This window comes from Atlantibacter hermannii (assembly GCF_009907385.1).
Lineage (GTDB): Bacteria > Pseudomonadota > Gammaproteobacteria > Enterobacterales > Enterobacteriaceae > Atlantibacter > Atlantibacter hermannii_A.
Genome location: NZ_JAAATR010000007.1, coordinates 25765 through 44165 on the forward strand (window position 1 = coordinate 25765; position 18401 = coordinate 44165).

Below are 18401 nucleotides of genomic sequence, written 5' to 3' on the forward strand. Positions count from 1 at the left end.
TGGAAAGATACTTACCTAACCCATTGTTTTATAGGAAATAACGTTGTTGCATAAACAGATACAGATAACCCTCAGGAGAAAACATGCAAAGGTTATCAGTGATAACCGCGTCCAGATACCGAGTGTCAGTCTGTAAACGTTTTATCACCAGAAAATGTGCTGCCGCAGCCTTAATGCCAGAACTACCGTTTACAACATTATGTATACCCGCTTTGAATAACGAACGAGCATGAATTACCTTTTCCCGGGCCGCTTCGATCTCAGCATTAATAACGCATTGCCGCGCCTGGATGACTGCCTCTCCGGTTAAATCGCGGAAATTCATTAGAGATGTGATCATGATTGACTCTCCAGATTATGTGGAATCATTATAACAACTGGCACCACGCCACAAATAACCTGAGATAAATTCTTTGAAATATTCCTATATATAAGGAATTACAGTCGGAAAAGAAACAATGAAATAGCGCCGACCGCTTAAAATCGATAAATTAAAATGGACGGCACTGGAATGAAAAACTGAAAGTAGTAAGACCGTAATTATCCTTCACGGATGTAAGCTTTAAAAGAGGAGTACTGGCAAAGCTTTGCCAAGTACTTCGGCGGTTGTGTCTACGATTTTACGGATGTCATCGATCTGCGAAGGCTTATTCAACACCACCGTAAAAAGCTCTCCTTCGTTATCAGCCTGCTCGCAGTTTCCGTATCGGCTCCCGTCGTACAGCTGCACAATACGTGACATAGAAGACTTTGTTTGTTTCATGGCTTTGCACCTGCTTTTAGGCAGTTTGGTTACTGGTTATCAGAAGCTGGTTTCATGCGCTTCCGGCTGGGACACGAACTGGTATTTGACGCCGCCAGGCACACCTACTGCTTCGGCAATAGAGTCGCAAAGCCGCGATAAATCATTTAGTGTCATCGGATATTCAATATCTACTGAATATAAAGCACCTGCATTTTCAGCATCTTCGATGTTTTTATACTGGGCACTAAATATAGCAATGGTCTGAATTTCGTGGTTATGCATGAACCGGTCCTTATTAAATTATAAAAGCCACCCGAGAGTGGCCTGAGTGGAAACTTAAATCTGTGAAGTATATTTGAGAGATTTTTTGCGATCCAGATGCCGGGCAACAATGGTTCCGATAACAAGTAGCGTGATGACCGCACTGAAGAAGGTGCTGTCAGGGACGCCCTGGAAAAAATCACTGAAACTGTAAACAATAAAAATCAATGCGCAAAAATAGAAAACGATACGAACATAAGGGGTAAAAAACATTTTCATCGGTTGCCTTCCATTCAGGGAGAATTCTCAGTAATTACATCACACCTGAAGAGAAACTATTTTCGTATAAATGAGCATTTTCGACATATCAGAGGGGGGTTTTACTCATAAATGAGGTAGTAAGGGTCACACTTGAGATGAAAGTTACTTTCCTGGCTGCGAACGAACTATCTCAAATGTTAGAGGTGTGCGTTCGCCTTAAGAGCTTCATGCCCTGAGGAGCTCAACTTGAGCCGATAGTATAAACCTGGCTCCAGATGCCTTACTGGCTGGCATAACTCCACGAGGCCCAGCCGGAACAGGACCGGAGAGCTCCTGCACGTCACATCATCAGGATTCCCCATAAACGTACGCCGTTCTCTGGCCCGTCTGAAATTGCCAGAGATATCATAGATCGTGCCGGATGCCATCCGTCTTAACACGTAAATCTGCGCCCTTGTAAGCTTCTGGGCGGAACTGCTTAAACCTGACATACCTTCCCGGCCTTATATAAAACAATCCGCCAGCAGCTCGACTGGCGGACAATGTTTGACTGGATACAGCAAGGACATACTATTTGCTGACAAGTTTGATATTGGTTTCACTCATTCGAAGTCGAAACTCCTGAAAACCCTGCTCTACCGCTAACTCCAGCCACTCAACGGGAATGGTATAGCTACAATCAGACCCACCCAAAGCGGCATCACAAGCGTAATCCCAGTCCTCATCCAGTTTTGGATTCATCCCCTGGGCGTAAGCCACAGTATCGCGGGATGCGGGAGAGCCCTCAAGCTCAGCATTAGTGATCAGGTATACACCATGACTGTGCGCGAGAAGCACTTTTGGCACCAGATGTGTGCTGGCAATTTTTGAGGATGAGGGAAAGAAAACCCTACCAGCTTTACGCGCCTCTTCTTCAGTCTGTCCCTCAGCGTTAAGGAGGGCTCCCCCCGGATAGCATGCCGGGTCATAGATCTGATCTGGGGTGACCGAAAACGTTTTTGCGGTGCGAATTTCTTCGATCAGTTTATTGATATCTGCCATTTCAAATACGAGAGTGGTCACAGGCTTACTCTCCCTCTTCAGTGGACAACATCAGATACTTTGTTGCCAGCAGAAGCTCTCCCACATCCTTGAGGGACAATTCAGCTTTGCCTTCTACGGCAAGCTGCAAGCGCTGTCGAATTGCATGAACAGAATCTGAAGATAAAGATGCCATTTTGCGCAAAACGGCATTAGCCTTTTCTACAGCAGGATACAGAATTTCTGAGTTGGTATTATCTTCGTCATTATCAAAGATAATTTCAGAATCCATATTGATGTTATCTTCAAGCCAGCTTGAAAGCACTTCAAGTAATGACATCACCTTTTCAATTTGCATATCGCCTCCTCTGTTAACATGAAACAAATATAACAAAGTGGCTTACCCGGCTAATAACCTGAGCAGAAAGTTTTCGAACTTAGTTTGAAAACAAGTTTTCTGCTCAGGTTAATGTTAAAGTCGCTGGGTAAAAGATAAAAGGCACTGAAGATGATTTAAGCATCAAACAGACTAAATAGGATTCCGTCTTTTATAACGCTTTTAAAATAGAATGAATGAAATATAAATTTTGCGTTTAAGAATGAACGCTGTAGAGGATGATTTATCCAGTGATATGCAGTTTGTGGCCTTTAAAAAGGCTTTATTATGGACTTGAATTGCAAAGAGAGCACCGACATTTTTCTGGGGGCTCCCGCAGAGAAAAAGCTGTGAGGTTATGAAGACGTATAGGAGGTATTCGGCGAAATACTGTATGGCCACAGGAGAGCTTCAGCACCCATATCCTGCCGCCTCGCTCGCCTGTGGTGATTTCAATATGTTCTACGTCATACCACGTAGTTGTATTTCTCACTTTGTTTATGCTTCCTGACACCGCGTGAACGCAATCTTCGTCTGGATGCGTTCATAGATGGAAAACTGCCTTTCAATGGAATCGGCATTAGACAGTAATTCATGAAGCTCAGCAGAATCTGTATCAGGAACGATAGCGACAGAAACTCCATATTTACGCCCAGTTCTGATCAGGTGCGCAAGTTTTTCCTTCTCTGATTCTGTGAGCATTGCCAGATCCCTTCCGGATACCTGCTCGATAAATGGACCAAGGTTTTTCGGAAAAAAGGGTTCGGCATCAGAATTATGTACCGGGAGCGTTTGCGGCTTATCGAAGCTATTGGACATGAAAAGAACCTTTATAGTTAGAGAGGTGGAGACTGAATGCGTAGCCCATTAAAATTAGTAGTGCCACACTCGAATGCTAATCATACTTTATGATGGCTATGGTAGGAATGGCCGTCAACTTAAACCGCCAGAAGCGAGCCATTCACCGTTAAAGTAACTTTCCCGTATGATGTTCTTTTTATGGAATGAGTTGTTCACACTCCTCTTTAAGAGCCGCCCTGGAACGAGATCGACAGACTTTGCTTAATGAAGAGCGTAATTGATGTTCATCAACCCCATCAGCGACAAACTGACCAATTTTCTTTTCAAGACGCTGCATTGCCTCATAAAGCTTGGCATCAGTATTATTTTTAAGAAACCTCAGTATATAATCAGCAATAATTTGAACAGGAGTAAAGTTACACATCATGTATCCTTAATAAGTTGTGTAAAAATAAAACCATAAAAAACATAATCAGAAGTAGATTATTATACTTGAGTAAGCTTTTCAGCTAACAAGCTGGAGAAGCAGATTCCGGTAAATTACTACATATTTGATAAAAGTTACTGAATAAAAAAGCCCAGCGTACCGGGCTTTCATTCAATTTGATTCTAAGAATCTGACTCGCCGCCTGATTTTTATACCAAGAAGAGCGAACAAAACGCCAACGAATGCGACGGGACTACCTACTTTAAGACAATTAACCGACGCTTTTGAAAAGGTATGTGATTTAGACATACGTTTTTGCTCATAACGAATCGCAAGTGGTGAGACGGATTTATCTAAAGCTGTCTTTTCCAATGCATAACGAACTTTCACGGGAATATTTGACTGTAATACACCAGACATATACGCCCTAACAACATTCTGTGTTAACTTCACATCTGGCTTGCCGAGTTTTATATGTAGTTGCGCCTTTAAATAGTTTACAGATACCTCTTCGCCTGAGGGCCAATTACTATCATTTAAATATGCGACAAGTTTATCGTATTTTTCATGTTTTACATATTTCTTGATAACCTTTACAGTCGAAGCTGAAGTGGCATCAGTCTCTTCCGAACCTAAAGCAGATGTAAAAACTGACAAGCCGATAAGAAAAGCGCCAGCAATTAGAAGCATCGGGAATATCTCACCTATTTCCTCCCCCTTTAAAATTTTAAAGGCAGTTGAAGAAACTACTAATAGCCCCATAATCCCTAATAGCAACTTAGAATATGTAGTTAGGAAGCCTCCAAATGCATCGCCAAAATCCGAAACCACTAACTTATCTTCACCTTCAGATGAATTGAAGAATGACAAGGGCACATCAATATCAAAGTCCAGAACTGAAGGTGAGAGGTGTAATGACAGCAACCACAAGCAAAGACCAAAAATCATTATCAGCAGGCCCGCACCAAATATCGCGAAACCTGAATTTCTAATCTTTATAGACCGGTGAAAAAGAAATGACAGTTCACGGGAAAAATCGTCACTACTCTTAAGGTTACGCACCATGATCTACCCCTTTTTGTGTCAGTCGGGTGCGCAAATTCTCACGCATGGCAAGAACCTGTTTTTCTGTTTCCCTGAGCTTAATAGCCCCTTCTCTCTGGATTTTAACAACATCGCCAACCGTCTGGATAAGCGTATCCTGCACCTCTTTAAGGGTGCTTATATCAATCCTAAATTCCACGTGTGTTTTTTATTAGCTTCAAAAATCACTATTTCACGAAGAATTTAGACTGCTTCTCACACATTGTAACATTATTTACAACCACCTTTCAATCATTTTTGATAAATCATTGATTTCATCTTTGCTGCAATGATACTTAATAAACTCTGCAAGTTATCCACAGAGCAACACTCAATTTTATTGATGATATTCTTATTATACCAGACATTTTTCATACACTCCCTTGTACGGATAGTTTTCCGACAACTTCATGATTACATATCTTGCGGTTTTGATTATTTTTGCTGCAAGAAATACATACTTCAAACGAAAGGTCTTTATTTGCTGTCTGTATTCTGAAGAGTCCAAGGAATCAAACTTGAACAACAAAAATAGGTTATATGAAAGCATCATCATTTGAAACACGGCTTCATTCGCCCAAAATGACTTTAGCAAGAGATGACCCACCGCCATGTCGTATTTGGCTTCTTTGATATAGTTTTCAGCATTACCACGCTTTTCATAGTATATAACTACTTTTTCAGAAAGCAAGGTAGTATTTGTTACAAAGAAAAAGTAGTCGTATTCGGAACCTTCTAAAAGTGATAATTGTGCTCTTTCTTTTTCTGGTTTCAGTACGCGAGATACGACAAATCTTCTGTCTTTTTCCCATTTAACTAATTTTGTATACAGTTCTGTAGTTTCTCTACCTTCTTCTCCTTTAACGAATACAATTGATGAATTCGTTGCTTGTGAGGTGAGTGTAGAATAACTTTTGGCTTTAATTAAATATTTGCATCCAAGAGATTCTATCGTTTCGATAATTTTTTCATCAAAGTAGCCACTATCCATTCGAAATAAAATTTCTAAATCGTCTGATTTGATGTTAGCAACAATTTCTTTGATCATTTCCGCAGCACCGTTTGCAGTGTAAGTATTGCCACTTCTTACAAATCCGGTAACATATGCTTTTAATTCGTCGCAAAATGCAAATTGGATATTGTAGCATCGGTTTCCCAGTTTCTTAGGATTATATCCTTTTGACGCACCTTCTTGATGACCTTCTACGTTAATTACACTACTATCAATATCAATCGTAATGGATGTCAATTTACTTTTAGTGAGCAGTTTTTTAAAGACTTTAAAATTAATGTCTCTAAACATTTGGGTTGTCTTGAAGTTGAAGTTTCCTAGAAACCGTGACACTGTTTCAGGTTCTTTTACGGAAATATCAAACTCGTTGACGAGGGGATCATTTTGAAGTAGCTTTAGACGTTCTAACTTATCAATGCCAATGAAGTGACCGCAGAGCATGGTCTTTATATGATTCATCTTGATTTTATTTGTTGAGTCATTATCAAATACGAGGTCATTTTCAATAAAATCAAAAATCCCATTGCTTTTTGCATTCTCAAGGAGCAGAAAAAGACCTGCATTTGATGTTAGATTCTTAGCTTTGAAATCAATTTTATTAATCATAATTAGAACCCCTTTTTACTACTTTTCTTACTATTATTTTACCATATATCGAGTCATAAAAGCTGATAATTTAACATATTTTTGAGCACTTTTCTTTCACCCAATGGGTGAAAGCTGAATTTCGAAGGAATGCATATTTATCAAGGCTTTGATTATGCTTTTTGAAGTACTGACGTAGAATCTAGGTCAATAACCAGCCGTTGGTTTGCTTTCATAGTTTCTACTGCATTGCGATGCAGTAATTTTGCATTACTACGGAGTAACTCATTGTTGGCATTATCGATATCATTGGCAAGATTTACAGCGTTACGCTGTCCATTTAGAGAAATGGCTAACAGAAACTGACGCTTGAAATTAGGGACAGTAACCTCTTTGACGCTATGAAACTTGTCGATAAGACTTTGGTTATTTGCCTGTATAATCCGTACCATTGGCAATACTTGCATAGCAGACTGCTGAGAAACAACTAAATCGCCAATACGTTTTTCTAAATTAGCAATTAGCGTATCCAGATCAGATACTTCCTGGAACTTAGCAGGATTGTTACCAACATTAGCTCTGAGATTTTCTGCTTTTAATTGTAATTCTCCCAGCCTTAATTTACCGGCAGCAATATGTACACCTGTTAAGTGGTGTTCTTTAACGACTTCATCAAACATTTGCTGGAGCGAAATATTATTAGAACCGAGGCTATTCTGTGTAACTGAAACCTCTGAAACCAGAGCATCGATTTGTTCACGAGTTGATTCAAACTGTGCGGCGAAATTCTTCCCACGGGTGCGGATTTTATCCAACAAAGGGCCAATAACTGGCAGATTTGAACGACTTTCAGTTAAGTTCGAGATGTTTACATTTCTTGCAAGGTTGATAATTTCAGTTAATTTGCTCCCGGCTTCGTCTAAATCTTTATTGCGAATTTGCTCAAGCAGGCTATCCGCATAATTAGCAGTGTTTTCCCCCATTGCCCGGCCAAAACGATAAACTGTTCCTGGATCATCGGCATTAATGCATTCCGCGACGGCTTTAATCTCTTGTTCATCTTGCTCATTCAGCCCGAACTTTTCCAGTTCAGCGGAAGTCAAAGTAAAAGCAACAACCTCAGTTTTGGTGGTCAAATTATTAATCATTTTTGGAATCCCTCTAAATTTTGTCGCAGGCTTTTTAGAAGAGCCTCGTGGGCCTGATTAGCTTTTCTAACAATCGTAGGGTCAGTGTTATTTACTGATAACAGCGAAAGTGTGTGTTGCCGCCATACTGGAACCAGGACTTTTATAGTTTCGTTAAAGCGGTCAGCAATATCTATACAAGTCCCGCGAGTGATTTCCATCTGCATGGCGGCCATTTCATGAGACGCAAGCAGTGTTGCCAGGTTAGCTAAACGTCTGGCAAATCTTTCCCTCGGTTTATCGAAGACAAGGCTTAGATCGTCACTATTTTTTTCTTCGGTAGAATCCCTAAGGAACTCATGGCCTGCCTGGATAAAAATTTTAAGGCGTTTGATTTCTGACACATATGTTTCAAGCAGCTCTTCTAAAGCCAGTAGCGTCTCATTCACATGTGTCAGATATCCGTTCCCCTCATTAATAAGATTTTCCACCTTCTCACGTGCGTGTTGGTAACGAACGCGCTTTTCAAGGTGTTTGCCCGTAAAGCGGGAAAACCAGGATGGATTGCTACTGATAGAACGTGGATCTGCCTCCGCTAAGGCACTTACGATACGGTTCAAGGCTCCTGATAAAGCGGTAACTGCGTCTTTCTCCAGAAGATTTGAATACTTATCCATAGCCTTCGAAGATAAAGCCGAGTCGCCGTAATGGCTTATTGCCCCAGCATTAAGCAGAAGACCGGGTATAAATTCTTCTTTGAGTTCTGCTATCGATATGTTGCTGCTGTCAGTTGAAACGTTCATTTTTGCCTCAAAATGGTTATCCATGACAGCCTATCATTTACCGTTCTGCTGATTTTTCGGTTAAAGCGCCAAAACCTGGGTTTATCCGTTTTCGAGGCAAAAAAATAGAATCTGATCCTCACGTAACCCTTTGCCATTCTGATTAAAGGAGAAGTCCCCTACTGTCTGTGCACTGAATTCAGCACTGGATGAAGTTAGGACATGAAGTGCACATAGATCCCCTGCTTGACCTACCAATCACCGCCTTCAATGTTTAGATCTGGTGACCTTACAGCGACCATTTCTCTAACCGGATGGTCATTGTTGTCGTGGCTGCTCCCCAACAGCAGGCTTACCGTTCCGCTGGCAGAGTAATACATCGCGTCAGGAAAGTGCTCCCTGACCTCCTAAAGCAATTTGTTCATGCTGTTAGTTAAACGATAAAAGCGTCGGGCTGCGTTCGGCATAGCTTCTTCCAGGAGGTCAGAAGCATCAATCTCACGGCCGTTTATAACGCGGAGAATATCTTGCTCATCCATAGGTTACTCCCAGGCAATAAATCAAAGTGGCCAGGCAAAAGGAGACTCGCCTGGCATCAAAAAGAATAAAAGGTCGTTACGAACTGATAATGATGGCCTGGTCAGTTTGAGGAAGTCGGTTTCCTCTGATGAATGCTGGATGGCTTAAACGAGCAGATGACATGGTCATCGCCAGAAATGTCTCTTCACGCGAACGCAGCAATTCCCCCCATGAATAGGTTTCCCATACGTCGTGGGAAAGATCGGATTCCTTTATGTACCTTGACTGCATTGTTGGTTCAAAATCGACGGGAGCTAGACTGTCATAGGATGGATGTACACGGTACCCCAATTCTTCCTCCCTCTGATGGTATGCATGTGCCAAAAGGACATCATGGGAGACCAAGTCATAGTCTTTGTCCTGAACGAGCGTTTTTACGGTATGACTAATTTTTCCAAAGCCTTCAATTTCCCAGATTGTTATCATTGTGAACTCAGTTAAAGTCCGTGGGCTTTTTACCAGAAAGCCATTTAATGCACGTCGCCCCTTCAACATGACAACGTGGTAGGACTTGTTGGGATAAGGTTTCATTGCCACCAGCGAATCAGCTTTAAGCTCAAGTGACAATTCAGGTACAGAAACTGACACGAGAGTACACTTGTTTTTCATATGGTGAAGAATACGGGGCACAAGATGCAGATACATCATTTTCTCCTTTGAAGGATATACCAGGCAGCTCCTCAGCAGCATCAAAATATTTAAATCACTCTTTAATTAGTAAACCACTGCTGATTAACTTCTTTTATGTTTCACAGAAATTATTCGTTTTGTTTCTGTTCGTTATACTGCTCAAACCAGAAGACGACCGGTTTTTCTACAATATGAAGCAACCCAAAACGTTCTGCGGTACGGAAATTCACGCTATATGCGCGAGCCCGTTCAACCTGTTTGGTAATTTCTTTTCTCATTCCTTCAACACTAAAAGCTCCTTTAAAAAGGTTGCAGGGGGCGCATGATGGAAATAAGTTTTCTATAGCATGCAGTTCAGGGTGCATAACCTTACCCGTACTTCGGGCAACATGAGTTACGCCGCTGCCGACAGGGGCTCTCACCAGTTCAAAGTCGCGTCGAACAGGCTCAACATGATCGGCATGCCACCCTTTTTCAGGAAGCTTGCAACCACAATAGGCACAACGCCCCCCAAATTTCATTCGCAGCTCAGCTCGCTGTATTTTAGAGATCTTATTTTTAGGTTTTGAGAACCTACCATCAGGTGATTCAGCTTTGGATAACTTTGCTGAGGGCTCAGGTAATTCAACTAAATTCCCGTTGATATTTATCACCTTGACCATATCATTTTCCGCCTTTACTAAGCTCACGGGCACAGGAACTGGCTTAAGTAACCGCTAAAGATAACAGCCACTGACTGCATCTACCCAGACCTTCTGTTTATACTCAATAGGCCACCCCTCTTTATCTGCCCGGATGACGCAATCATTTACCGTGGTGCGTGACCGGATACGAACATCAAGCGGAAGCGAATCGTTATCCACACGAGCCTGTGCCTCATTTAAAATGCGTAAAAACATCTCTTTGGTCATTCAGATACCCCCTCAACTTTGCGAATTTTGATCAGATGAGGGCGACTCAGTTTACAAAGTTGTTCTGTCGCTTCATCAATCGAATTGAACCGATGAGCCTCTTCGATATTTAAAGTCCAGTATTTCGCTTTCCCTTCTCCCAGATCGGACTCAAAATAATTTCGCTTTACATCCATTTTTTTAGGCCTGCCATTTATCTTGACGACATTATGTCTGTCATCAAAAAGAAATTCGTCCCCCTCAAAAGTGATTAATACAAATGGCCCCTCAGGCTTGGAAGTCCGGGAACTTTCCATTTTCAAAGTCATACTTCAGCCTCTCGATAGAACTCATGAAACGTCAAATTAAAATGGACTCACACCACACTGATTCAGTATTCCTCCTGAACCCCATTAGGCTCTGTTGTGATTTCATATTTAATTCCGCCAGGTGCTCCCACAGCGTCCGCGACCGACTCACACAGCAGCGAGAGATCGTTGAGGGTCATTGGGTGTTCAATGTCCAGCGTGAAGAGTTTCCCGGCTTGCTTGGCGGCTGTCTTGTCAGCATGTTCGGCATTAAAAAGGTATACGGTGTGTTTTTCCTGAGCGGGTGTATTTTGATTTTGCATTGATGATCCTTTTGTTTAGTTCCCCGATTCCGGGGGTGAGTGAATTAATTTAAATTTATATTCGTCTGGTTTAATTAGAACGTTTCCACGCTATGCGTAAACAGGTAATGCAAGGGCTGTATCAACAGGATTAAAGTTACTTTTCTGGATGCAGCAACGCTTGGACATGATGTCCACATTACATCACGATCAAAGCTAAGTTTTTTTTGTATAACCCCTCCATTTTCGTGTGTTTCGCGTTTCAGACGCTTATACGACCTGCTTGACCATCCTCATCAGAAGGCGGTTTAACAGTCCTTTCGCTGTCGGGCGATTGCTATCGACATAGTAAAAACCTGTTTTGGTCGTACCGTGAGCACTGCTCAGCACCCTCAGTTCCCAGATAACGTCACGGATAACGCCGCCATTTTCTGGCTTAAGGCATTCAGATAAATGGCGCATGAAACGAGCTCTTACGGCACGGTAATAGCGGAACTCCTCTGGCTGGTTAGTATTTTCTTTCACCCGGAGTCGCTGGTTACACAGAGTTAGAACTGCATCCATCATTCCCGCCTTCAGCTTCGCCTGGATCGCACCTTGTTGCTGTTCCCTCTCACCTTCGAGTAACGTTAAAATTCTTTCTCCGAGTGCCGTCTTGTTGTGTACGTGCAACTGAACACAGGCAGCTACGCATGCCCAGAATCTGAACTTTTTTATCTGTCCACGCAATTTCCGGGCTACAACCTGACGGTATGCAGAATCACTGAGTATTTTAAAACGCCGACTGGCAACCAGCTCTGGAAGCGACACTCTGTCGCCTATCCCCAGGCGGGAAAAGGTTTGTCCCCGTTGTGCGAGACGATGATAGACAGCGCCCTTGCCTTTTGAAATTCGGACCGCGCCATAACGAAGAAGATACTGAGCAGCAGTCGTTGGAGTAAACTCACCGTCAGCGATGCGCTGGCGTAACCCGTCGTATTCATGCCAGATAATCCAGGACGCCGTATCTTCTTCAACAGTCAGCTCATCCTCTTCCTCGAATGCCACGACGACAGAACTGCTCTCTCCGGTCTTTAGGCTACGTGAAGCCCTGGGGTCAGCCTGCCCGTCAAAATAGGTCATCAGCGGCAACGTATCAGTCAGTCCATCATAAGCTGTACCGAACCGGCCTCCGGGCAGTTTCATCCAGAGTGGAGCTGGCATTGGTGTACGGGGCACAGGCTGCATGTCAGGCTCATCCTCAAGAAGGTCCAGATCGGCCTCTTCCCAGACCCTGCGATAGATCTCAATTGCCCGAAACGGGCGAGGGTTGAAACAGTGCAACGACCAGAGGAAATCAACGTGGATCACGTTTGCTTCCTGTACAAGCCGAAATTGTGGCTCAGCCATACGACGGTTATAAGCCGTATCGTCAACCTCGCCGGAAAGTAGCTTTCTGCGATGCTCTGCCGCACGTCTTGCTTCAACATAATCAAGGCTGCAACAGGCATGAAAAAGACGTTCAGTCAGGGACGAAGAAAAGATATTGGGTTGAAGACGCACATATCCGCCTTCGAACACTTTACGACCGATATAATCCCGCAGGCTCCAGTCGTACTGGATCTTAGAAAGAAATCGCTGAAGACGACTCAGGCCAGCCTGATAACCGTATTTCTCCGGGTCAGTTCGAAGGAGCGTTTCCATTGAATGGTCAACCCCTACTGCTGTGCAAAGCGAGCACCCATATCGAGCCCCACAAGCTGATGTTCGAGTGGGTTTCTCCGGCGACCAGATACACTCCCCGGTGGCGTCTTTATAAAGCGTTGCCAGGCTGAAGTTATCCGGCATAAAGCTTGGTAAAGGGAAGCGTGATTCGGAACCACAGGCCATCAGAAAAGACCAGATGTCCTGAGTGCGCCACTCCTTTACCGGATAGAGTTCACCACCGTGCTCAGTCAGGGTTACTTTCCTCGCCTGCCCTCCCATTTTGAGGATATTTCCGGCCCTTCGGGCACTTTCATCATCCCTGGAGCCCAGCATCAGGCATACCCTGCTTCGAACGGATGCCGGGGCGTTTTTCAGGTAACGAGCTTTGGCCTGGCGCAGGGGCGCGATTTTGTAGTCGGTTGAGCACTGTCGGGTAGAAGAATTAGTCCAGGTCGGAAGTCCGCGCCCAGTCAGAATGCGGCCGACCCAGCTCTGCGTAAGAGACGGTCGGGCGACAAGGACTGTGACCGGTAGCTGGTGTTCAGCAATGAACATTCTGAGCTGGTTGAGAACCTGTGAAGCCTGATAGTGCATCTCAGGGTTTTCGATCAGCGTATCGGACATCTGAATGAAATGATGTTCGCTGATATTTGTGCCGTTACGTACTGCCCTGATCAATGCCATCAGAAACAGGTGCAGAAGAGAATGGGAGTCTTTGCCGCCACTGTATCCCACGCACATTGTCCAGCCGTCCGTAATAGCCTGATAAATAGCAGATGTGGCTGACATGACCAGAGAAGAAAGACTCACAGTCTCCTTTTCATCGGTATAGTTCAGATCGGCATCGGTTGTCAGGGTCTCCCAAACATCCGCCCATTTATCATGTTTCAAAATGGCAGCATTAGCCGCCTCAGGAAAAATAACTTCTGAGGATAATTCAAGGAATGAGTCGCTTTTTTCAATAAACATATATTTTCCTGAACCACGGTATATGCTGCATCACTGATATTATTAGAACTTTAAAATAACTACAGCGCAACCATTTAGCGAAATTATATTAAATCAAAATCACGCGGATTTAATGTCAATATATATAAAAATAATCCATTGTAATTTAATCACCCGGCACAGCTATTAGTTATAGGTTGGCGGCGTAATAAATGCCGTATTATTTGTTTTCAACTCAGACAGCGGAATAAAAGGAGTGTTAAGAGTCATGTCATCACCACAATGGCGTGGTAGAGCTGAAAGCTGAAATGAATCTTTCATCACCCTAATAACCGGGCATTCCGTACGTGCTGATGGCATTACTTCCCGCAGCATCGCTTCCTGCTTTATGCTGTCGCTATGCTTATATTCATCCATGTCTTTTATTTCTTGAATTTCATCTTCACCACAAAATGACCAGTTAGCGTCATAGAAGTAAAACTCAGTTAAATGAAGATCGTTTTCTTTCACGTATGCCGCCAATTTGCGGATACGCTGTTCAAGCATTGTATCTATCCGTAAGGAAACACTCTGCGGAACGTCACTTGCAAATTCATTGATACAATCAACGGTAGAAACTATGAATTTATTGGTCATGGCAGGCTCCAGGCCACCGGGGAAACCGGTGGCTACGGTAATTGGCAGGCTTAAGCGCCGCAAAGGGTGTCAAGGGAAGGGAGAAGCTTGCTCAGCTTGTCGTAATCGAGCGGAGACAGTTCTGTAACGAGTTCGACCGAAAGACTAGTGTTGTCTTCTTCACACAGAATATAGATTCCGTCTTCTGGCTCTTTTCCGGCACATGCCTTCAGTCGTTTGTTAACGACCTCCTGGGCTGAATCCGCTACGTCGCAGCTCAGGACATAGCTTGCCACATAGCTGCTCTCACCGTGGTAATGCGTCACTTTACACAGAGCATACTGGATACCGGCTTTGTGAGCCTCATTCATGAGACGAGAAAACTGACAGCCATCCTGGTAATAGTGGGTATCCTTTGTGACCAGAATAGTCATACCCCCAAATTCATCTGTCCGGCTTTTACTGCATGTAAATGCAGCAGTAATTGTTACCATTTCCGAGAGGTCGAATACCGACAGCACGGCAGTTGTGAGGCAAATTGCATGGTCAAGATCAATGGTCTCTCCATGAAAAACTGCCAGCCCACTGCTGGTAACTTCTGTTGCGAACAACAGTTCATAATTGCAGTCTGGGCAGGATGGTTGCCCAAAGCTCGGCTCAGAAGGGTCATACTCAGGGTGGTTCTCGATAATACTGAGGATCAGCTTCTCAGTCAGAGAACAATCTGTCAGTGGCTTATCAAGCAAACGCTCACCTTCTGCAATTTCTGCTTCGGTAACGAATGTGATTGCTTCTTGTGCCATTTTTGCCTGCTCCTGAGTGCAGGGAATAATAAACGACGCCTGAGTATAATTATCTGCCACAGTTGACTCCTTGATTATTTAATTAATGTATTTGATGAGAAGATCATAACAAATACACTAATACCAACTAATAACCTGAAGGCGTTTTTTTAGAAAAAATATTAAGAAGAAGAATATGAACACTACCTCATCTTAAATTAATATCATTCAGGATTAATATTCATTTTTGCAAATAAAAACCGCCAGACGGCGGCTTTTATAAAGAGGGAAATATCATTGGAAGTTGAAATTACTTCACGGCAGGCCGACAAATTACGCGACTGCTGTGAGCTGAAGCGAAACTTGTAGAGGAAACTATAATCACCTTTTCTAAGTCGTCGGCACTGTCAGCAATATGATGCCGGAAAGCCTCCTCTGCATCACCAGGGGAGTCGGCTTCGACCAGGTAGGCCTGATCATCATCATCAAACATAATGCGCCCGGAAATGAGATAAAGTCGGCTCAAATCTGGCGTTGCTGCGCTCGTGCTTCGTTCGTTCAGATTCATTTTTTCTCCGTCTGTTGCTCGTAAAAAGAATGACGCCGGTTTAAAAGGCGTCGCCAGGGTTCGGGCTAAAACGCAGGGTTGCCATCGAGGAAGCTCATTGGCTGGCCAATAGCGGATGCCACCCTGAGAATTTCACCTGGTGTGGCATAACGCAGCATTTCAGAGCGTCCAAATTTCTGATACTCATCTACTGACATCTTTCTCCACTCTGGGTGAGGATCTTTTCCGCACAGTGACCAGTTGCTTTCAGAGGAATCACGACGGAGAACGTACACATCAAGCGAGGCTGTAAGCCCACTTCCATATCCCCGCTGCGCTACAATACGAACCTGAGAACCATCGTCGCGTTGCAACGTCTGGGTTAATTTCGTGATAGGATCCTGAGAATGCATGCCATTTACCTCGTTTTCAAAAGATTTACCGTAAGTAAATGATACCGAATCGAGAATTCTGGCTAATAGGTCAGAAGAAAAAATAATGAATATTTTTGAAGTGTAGGATAATGATTAGAATAAAATGGCCTGAATAAATCGCTAGCGGTTAAATCCGCTTATTTCAGAGAAGCTCTGATTTAGTAGTTAGGGAAAACGATGCGGTGAAAAGTAACTTTTACACCGCAATTCAGAAAAAAGTTTCAATTAGTCACATTACGAATAACCCGGCTTACTTTCGCATGTGCGTTCCCCTGGATGTTAAAGTAAAGCCCCTCAGGCAGACTCGTCGCCCACTTAACTCCTCGCTCAGCCATACGCTTCGGTGTTTCCAGCCAACCACGAGGAATATTGCCCGTAACGTCACCGATAACCCGTGAAATGCATGCTGCTACCCGGATGCCGCCGGGAATATCGCATTCGGATTCAACAATATGCATAACCTCAAATAAAGCACCATGCCGCTGGACATGATCGCCAATGTGCAACTCGATAGGAGAAACCATTTCTGTATCTGACTTCATATCTGTCCACCTTTAATTTAGAAACCGTCTAAATTACCAATATAGTTAATGTACCGGATGTTAATTCAACAAGTTCTGTATCACAACCATCAGTTTTTTTTGTTGGGTCTATATCGGAGAAACAAGTGAATATTGAATACACTCGTTAATACAGACAACCGGAAATGAATGGCACCCTAATTATCTCTGCGGCGTATGCTAAGCCGTTAATATTGTCATTTTATGGTAGAAACAATGCAAAATGAATAAACCGCTTGTCGCTTCAAACCACTTTATCAAAACCGTTAACTTGCATTAAGCCCGATACAGTTCGGCGAGCTCGTCCAGCATGGGGTTACTCTTATATCCCGGTGCGGCCGTAAAAAGGTTTCGGGAAATCGCCAGCCATTCCATGATTTTGTCCGTCGCCAGCCAACGTCTGCCAAGTCGCTCGGCTGCGATGGGAACTTTATGCAGGCCAGCGAAGGGATCTACAACAAGATCTCCCGGCTCTGTCAAAAACTCAATCAGAAACGCTGCAAGCCTGGTAGGAGACGTTGCACCATGCAGCGGAAAACCTAGCTCGCGGGCAATGGAATGGCAAAATCTCGTATCAGCGCAGCTATTGCCGTAAAACAAAGTATTTTTGGGGATCGTTCCTTCTGTTTTATTTCCAAAGGATCCGCTTTTAAGCTGGTACGCCCCATCACCATAAAAGGTCGTGCGATTTTCACCGCCTGCTGCCTGCAATTTAAGATGCTGCTCTGAATGCGGTTGCAGTACACGTAAGTTGTTTGAACGAACCTTACTCGCATCATTGGTAAACCACAGCACAGGCTCATACGATGAGCAGAGCTGCACTCGTTGCTTACATGCCCAGTGCGTTGGCGATGGGGGCTTACTGCGATTCACCCACTGAAGCCTGTCCATGAGCTCAAGCCCCAGCTTGTCACATAATGCCAGTGTCAGACGCTCCAGATACAGAGAACGTGAAGGCCTGCCCCTATTAAAGCTATCTTGAGTGATATTCAATGCCACACTTGCGCCGGGTACAAGCTGTTTCACGATCGGTTCGAGGATACGCAGAAGCCAGTCAATATAAACCTGCTCGCCACGCCCCCCGCCATGCCCGTAGTCTCTTGAATTTCGAAGGAGGTAAGGCGGCGAGGTCAGGCAAAGATGAATTTGCTCTGTGATATTGCTGAAGAAGGCATAGGCGTTTCCAAAAACCGATGCCCCAAGAGAAGTTGAGAAACCGACAACACAGAGCTTTTCCCATGACTCGTGTAGGTTTGTTTTCGTCTTAGAGGAGTATCTCCAGACGCCCCGTTTTTCTGGAACGCGTTCGATGACTCCGGCCTGCCGAAGAGTCTGCTGAAACCAGCGTACTTTGTGTTTGACGCCGCTGGTTCTGGTTTTATCTGACCCAAATTCTTTCAGTTCGTGCAATTCGGCATCCGACATGCCAGTTTCACGCTGCACTTCGCGATAAAGCTCGTCGTTGCTCAACGGCAATTCGGAGGCTGCGTAGATCCGTGCAATTAAATCCGTAGAAATCGTGCTCATCAGCCATCCTTAATGGAGATGCAGTTTAAATATCGGCCTGATGGTTGGAAGGGGGATTACTAAATCAAACCGATCTGTTTATTTATAGGCTTTGTCAGGTCATGCAGCACAGC

Annotated in this window: 26 protein-coding genes; all 26 read right to left on the reverse strand. The window is 43.8% G+C overall.

Going from position 1 to position 18401, the window contains the following annotated elements:
* Positions 1 to 28 precede the first annotated feature (28 nt).
* Positions 29 to 340, reverse strand: coding sequence for a hypothetical protein (locus tag GV764_RS02790; RefSeq protein WP_000633161.1), 312 nt, complete (start codon positions 338 to 340; stop codon positions 29 to 31).
* A gap of 222 nt (positions 341 to 562) precedes the next feature.
* A complete protein-coding gene (locus GV764_RS02795) occupies positions 563 to 763 on the reverse strand; it encodes a hypothetical protein (protein ID WP_000814953.1) in 201 nt (66 codons plus the stop codon).
* Positions 764 to 802: 39 nt separating this feature from the next.
* Positions 803 to 1027 carry a hypothetical protein gene (locus GV764_RS02800; RefSeq protein ID WP_000551490.1) on the reverse strand — a complete coding sequence of 75 codons (225 nt, stop codon included), beginning with the start codon at positions 1025 to 1027 and terminating at the stop codon, positions 803 to 805.
* 54 nt (positions 1028 to 1081) lie between these two features.
* A complete protein-coding gene (locus GV764_RS02805) occupies positions 1082 to 1285 on the reverse strand; it encodes a hypothetical protein (RefSeq protein WP_000781547.1) in 204 nt (67 codons plus the stop codon).
* Between the two features lie 552 nt (positions 1286 to 1837).
* The gene (locus tag GV764_RS02810; RefSeq protein WP_001371932.1) at positions 1838 to 2329 is read right to left on the reverse strand and encodes a DUF3085 domain-containing protein; all 492 of its coding nucleotides are present in this window, start codon (positions 2327 to 2329) and stop codon (positions 1838 to 1840) included.
* Between the two features lie 4 nt (positions 2330 to 2333).
* Positions 2334 to 2645 (reverse strand): DUF957 domain-containing protein, encoded by a 312-nt coding sequence (locus GV764_RS02815; RefSeq protein WP_001165367.1) that lies wholly within the window; start codon positions 2643 to 2645, stop codon positions 2334 to 2336.
* Positions 2646 to 3161: 516 nt separating this feature from the next.
* Positions 3162 to 3482 (reverse strand): hypothetical protein, encoded by a 321-nt coding sequence (locus GV764_RS02820; protein WP_000071366.1) that lies wholly within the window; start codon positions 3480 to 3482, stop codon positions 3162 to 3164.
* Between the two features lie 178 nt (positions 3483 to 3660).
* Positions 3661 to 3888, reverse strand: coding sequence for a hypothetical protein (locus tag GV764_RS02825; protein WP_000336109.1), 228 nt, complete (start codon positions 3886 to 3888; stop codon positions 3661 to 3663).
* A 174-nt stretch (positions 3889 to 4062) separates the two neighbouring features.
* Positions 4063 to 4956, reverse strand: coding sequence for a hypothetical protein (locus tag GV764_RS02830; protein WP_000252081.1), 894 nt, complete (start codon positions 4954 to 4956; stop codon positions 4063 to 4065).
* A complete protein-coding gene (locus GV764_RS02835; RefSeq protein WP_310823215.1) occupies positions 4946 to 5134 on the reverse strand; it encodes a toxic anion resistance protein in 189 nt (62 codons plus the stop codon). The genes GV764_RS02830 and GV764_RS02835 overlap by 11 nt, the downstream gene beginning before the upstream one ends.
* 195 nt (positions 5135 to 5329) lie before the next feature.
* Positions 5330 to 6592 carry an IS1380-like element ISEcp1 family transposase gene (locus GV764_RS02840; RefSeq protein ID WP_000608644.1) on the reverse strand — a complete coding sequence of 421 codons (1263 nt, stop codon included), beginning with the start codon at positions 6590 to 6592 and terminating at the stop codon, positions 5330 to 5332.
* A gap of 152 nt (positions 6593 to 6744) precedes the next feature.
* On the reverse strand, positions 6745 to 7719 hold the full coding sequence (locus GV764_RS02845) for a toxic anion resistance protein (protein WP_236651746.1): 975 nt from the start codon (positions 7717 to 7719) through the stop codon (positions 6745 to 6747).
* Positions 7716 to 8525, reverse strand: coding sequence for a toxic anion resistance protein (locus GV764_RS02850; protein ID WP_000368643.1), 810 nt, complete (start codon positions 8523 to 8525; stop codon positions 7716 to 7718). The genes GV764_RS02845 and GV764_RS02850 overlap by 4 nt, the downstream gene beginning before the upstream one ends.
* A gap of 362 nt (positions 8526 to 8887) precedes the next feature.
* Complete coding sequence (locus GV764_RS22220; protein WP_001371936.1) at positions 8888 to 9019, reverse strand: hypothetical protein; 132 nt, start codon at positions 9017 to 9019, stop codon at positions 8888 to 8890.
* Positions 9020 to 9095: 76 nt separating this feature from the next.
* Positions 9096 to 9707, reverse strand: coding sequence for a DUF6012 family protein (locus GV764_RS02860; RefSeq protein WP_001371923.1), 612 nt, complete (start codon positions 9705 to 9707; stop codon positions 9096 to 9098).
* 110 nt (positions 9708 to 9817) lie between these two features.
* Entirely contained in the window at positions 9818 to 10351 is a 534-nt protein-coding gene (locus GV764_RS02865) for an HNH endonuclease (RefSeq protein WP_000241452.1), read from the reverse strand.
* Positions 10352 to 10405: 54 nt separating this feature from the next.
* Positions 10406 to 10600 carry a hypothetical protein gene (locus GV764_RS02870; protein ID WP_000159617.1) on the reverse strand — a complete coding sequence of 65 codons (195 nt, stop codon included), beginning with the start codon at positions 10598 to 10600 and terminating at the stop codon, positions 10406 to 10408.
* Complete coding sequence (locus tag GV764_RS02875) at positions 10597 to 10908, reverse strand: hypothetical protein (protein WP_000172888.1); 312 nt, start codon at positions 10906 to 10908, stop codon at positions 10597 to 10599. Before GV764_RS02875 ends, GV764_RS02870 begins: the two co-directional genes overlap by 4 nt.
* 62 nt (positions 10909 to 10970) lie before the next feature.
* Complete coding sequence (locus tag GV764_RS02880; RefSeq protein WP_001180999.1) at positions 10971 to 11210, reverse strand: hypothetical protein; 240 nt, start codon at positions 11208 to 11210, stop codon at positions 10971 to 10973.
* 249 nt (positions 11211 to 11459) lie between these two features.
* Positions 11460 to 13844: a phosphoadenosine phosphosulfate reductase domain-containing protein gene (locus GV764_RS02885; RefSeq protein WP_000469469.1), complete on the reverse strand. Its 2385-nt coding sequence runs from the start codon at positions 13842 to 13844 to the stop codon at positions 11460 to 11462.
* 165 nt (positions 13845 to 14009) lie between these two features.
* The gene (locus tag GV764_RS02890) at positions 14010 to 14459 is read right to left on the reverse strand and encodes a hypothetical protein (protein WP_000182312.1); all 450 of its coding nucleotides are present in this window, start codon (positions 14457 to 14459) and stop codon (positions 14010 to 14012) included.
* 50 nt (positions 14460 to 14509) lie between these two features.
* Positions 14510 to 15301, reverse strand: a complete 792-nt coding sequence (locus GV764_RS02895) for a hypothetical protein (RefSeq protein ID WP_000774871.1) — start codon at positions 15299 to 15301, stop codon at positions 14510 to 14512.
* A 229-nt stretch (positions 15302 to 15530) separates the two neighbouring features.
* Entirely contained in the window at positions 15531 to 15788 is a 258-nt protein-coding gene (locus tag GV764_RS02900) for a hypothetical protein (protein ID WP_001052325.1), read from the reverse strand.
* Positions 15789 to 15853: 65 nt separating this feature from the next.
* Positions 15854 to 16180 carry a hypothetical protein gene (locus GV764_RS02905; RefSeq protein ID WP_000556022.1) on the reverse strand — a complete coding sequence of 109 codons (327 nt, stop codon included), beginning with the start codon at positions 16178 to 16180 and terminating at the stop codon, positions 15854 to 15856.
* A gap of 242 nt (positions 16181 to 16422) precedes the next feature.
* Positions 16423 to 16743, reverse strand: coding sequence for a hypothetical protein (locus GV764_RS02910; RefSeq protein ID WP_000834113.1), 321 nt, complete (start codon positions 16741 to 16743; stop codon positions 16423 to 16425).
* A gap of 294 nt (positions 16744 to 17037) precedes the next feature.
* Positions 17038 to 18288: a site-specific DNA-methyltransferase gene (locus tag GV764_RS02915; protein ID WP_000104393.1), complete on the reverse strand. Its 1251-nt coding sequence runs from the start codon at positions 18286 to 18288 to the stop codon at positions 17038 to 17040.
* Between the last annotated feature and the right edge of the window lie 113 nt (positions 18289 to 18401).

What these genes read in the sequence shown, in the direction of transcription:
- GV764_RS02795 (WP_000814953.1), bottom strand. Translation starts at nt 763, where the DNA reads ATGAAACAAACAAAGTCTTCTATGTCACGTATTGTGCAGCTGTACGAC.
- GV764_RS02840 (WP_000608644.1), bottom strand. Translation starts at nt 6,592, where the DNA reads ATGATTAATAAAATTGATTTCAAAGCTAAGAATCTAACATCAAATGCA.
- GV764_RS02830 (WP_000252081.1), bottom strand. Translation starts at nt 4,956, where the DNA reads ATGGTGCGTAACCTTAAGAGTAGTGACGATTTTTCCCGTGAACTGTCA.
- GV764_RS02880 (WP_001180999.1), bottom strand. Translation starts at nt 11,210, where the DNA reads ATGCAAAATCAAAATACACCCGCTCAGGAAAAACACACCGTATACCTT.
- GV764_RS02805 (WP_000781547.1), bottom strand. Translation starts at nt 1,285, where the DNA reads ATGAAAATGTTTTTTACCCCTTATGTTCGTATCGTTTTCTATTTTTGC.
- GV764_RS02860 (WP_001371923.1), bottom strand. Translation starts at nt 9,707, where the DNA reads ATGATGTATCTGCATCTTGTGCCCCGTATTCTTCACCATATGAAAAAC.
- GV764_RS02900 (WP_001052325.1), bottom strand. Translation starts at nt 15,788, where the DNA reads ATGAATCTGAACGAACGAAGCACGAGCGCAGCAACGCCAGATTTGAGC.
- GV764_RS02845 (WP_236651746.1), bottom strand. Translation starts at nt 7,719, where the DNA reads ATGATTAATAATTTGACCACCAAAACTGAGGTTGTTGCTTTTACTTTG.
- GV764_RS02815 (WP_001165367.1), bottom strand. Translation starts at nt 2,645, where the DNA reads ATGCAAATTGAAAAGGTGATGTCATTACTTGAAGTGCTTTCAAGCTGG.
- GV764_RS02885 (WP_000469469.1), bottom strand. Translation starts at nt 13,844, where the DNA reads ATGTTTATTGAAAAAAGCGACTCATTCCTTGAATTATCCTCAGAAGTT.
- GV764_RS02890 (WP_000182312.1), bottom strand. Translation starts at nt 14,459, where the DNA reads ATGACCAATAAATTCATAGTTTCTACCGTTGATTGTATCAATGAATTT.
- GV764_RS02865 (WP_000241452.1), bottom strand. Translation starts at nt 10,351, where the DNA reads ATGGTCAAGGTGATAAATATCAACGGGAATTTAGTTGAATTACCTGAG.
- GV764_RS02850 (WP_000368643.1), bottom strand. Translation starts at nt 8,525, where the DNA reads ATGGATAACCATTTTGAGGCAAAAATGAACGTTTCAACTGACAGCAGC.
- GV764_RS02825 (WP_000336109.1), bottom strand. Translation starts at nt 3,888, where the DNA reads ATGTGTAACTTTACTCCTGTTCAAATTATTGCTGATTATATACTGAGG.
- GV764_RS02800 (WP_000551490.1), bottom strand. Translation starts at nt 1,027, where the DNA reads ATGCATAACCACGAAATTCAGACCATTGCTATATTTAGTGCCCAGTAT.
- GV764_RS02790 (WP_000633161.1), bottom strand. Translation starts at nt 340, where the DNA reads ATGATCACATCTCTAATGAATTTCCGCGATTTAACCGGAGAGGCAGTC.
- GV764_RS02870 (WP_000159617.1), bottom strand. Translation starts at nt 10,600, where the DNA reads ATGACCAAAGAGATGTTTTTACGCATTTTAAATGAGGCACAGGCTCGT.
- GV764_RS22220 (WP_001371936.1), bottom strand. Translation starts at nt 9,019, where the DNA reads ATGGATGAGCAAGATATTCTCCGCGTTATAAACGGCCGTGAGATTGAT.
- GV764_RS02875 (WP_000172888.1), bottom strand. Translation starts at nt 10,908, where the DNA reads ATGACTTTGAAAATGGAAAGTTCCCGGACTTCCAAGCCTGAGGGGCCA.
- GV764_RS02910 (WP_000834113.1), bottom strand. Translation starts at nt 16,743, where the DNA reads ATGAAGTCAGATACAGAAATGGTTTCTCCTATCGAGTTGCACATTGGC.
- GV764_RS02905 (WP_000556022.1), bottom strand. Translation starts at nt 16,180, where the DNA reads ATGCATTCTCAGGATCCTATCACGAAATTAACCCAGACGTTGCAACGC.
- GV764_RS02820 (WP_000071366.1), bottom strand. Translation starts at nt 3,482, where the DNA reads ATGTCCAATAGCTTCGATAAGCCGCAAACGCTCCCGGTACATAATTCT.
- GV764_RS02915 (WP_000104393.1), bottom strand. Translation starts at nt 18,288, where the DNA reads ATGAGCACGATTTCTACGGATTTAATTGCACGGATCTACGCAGCCTCC.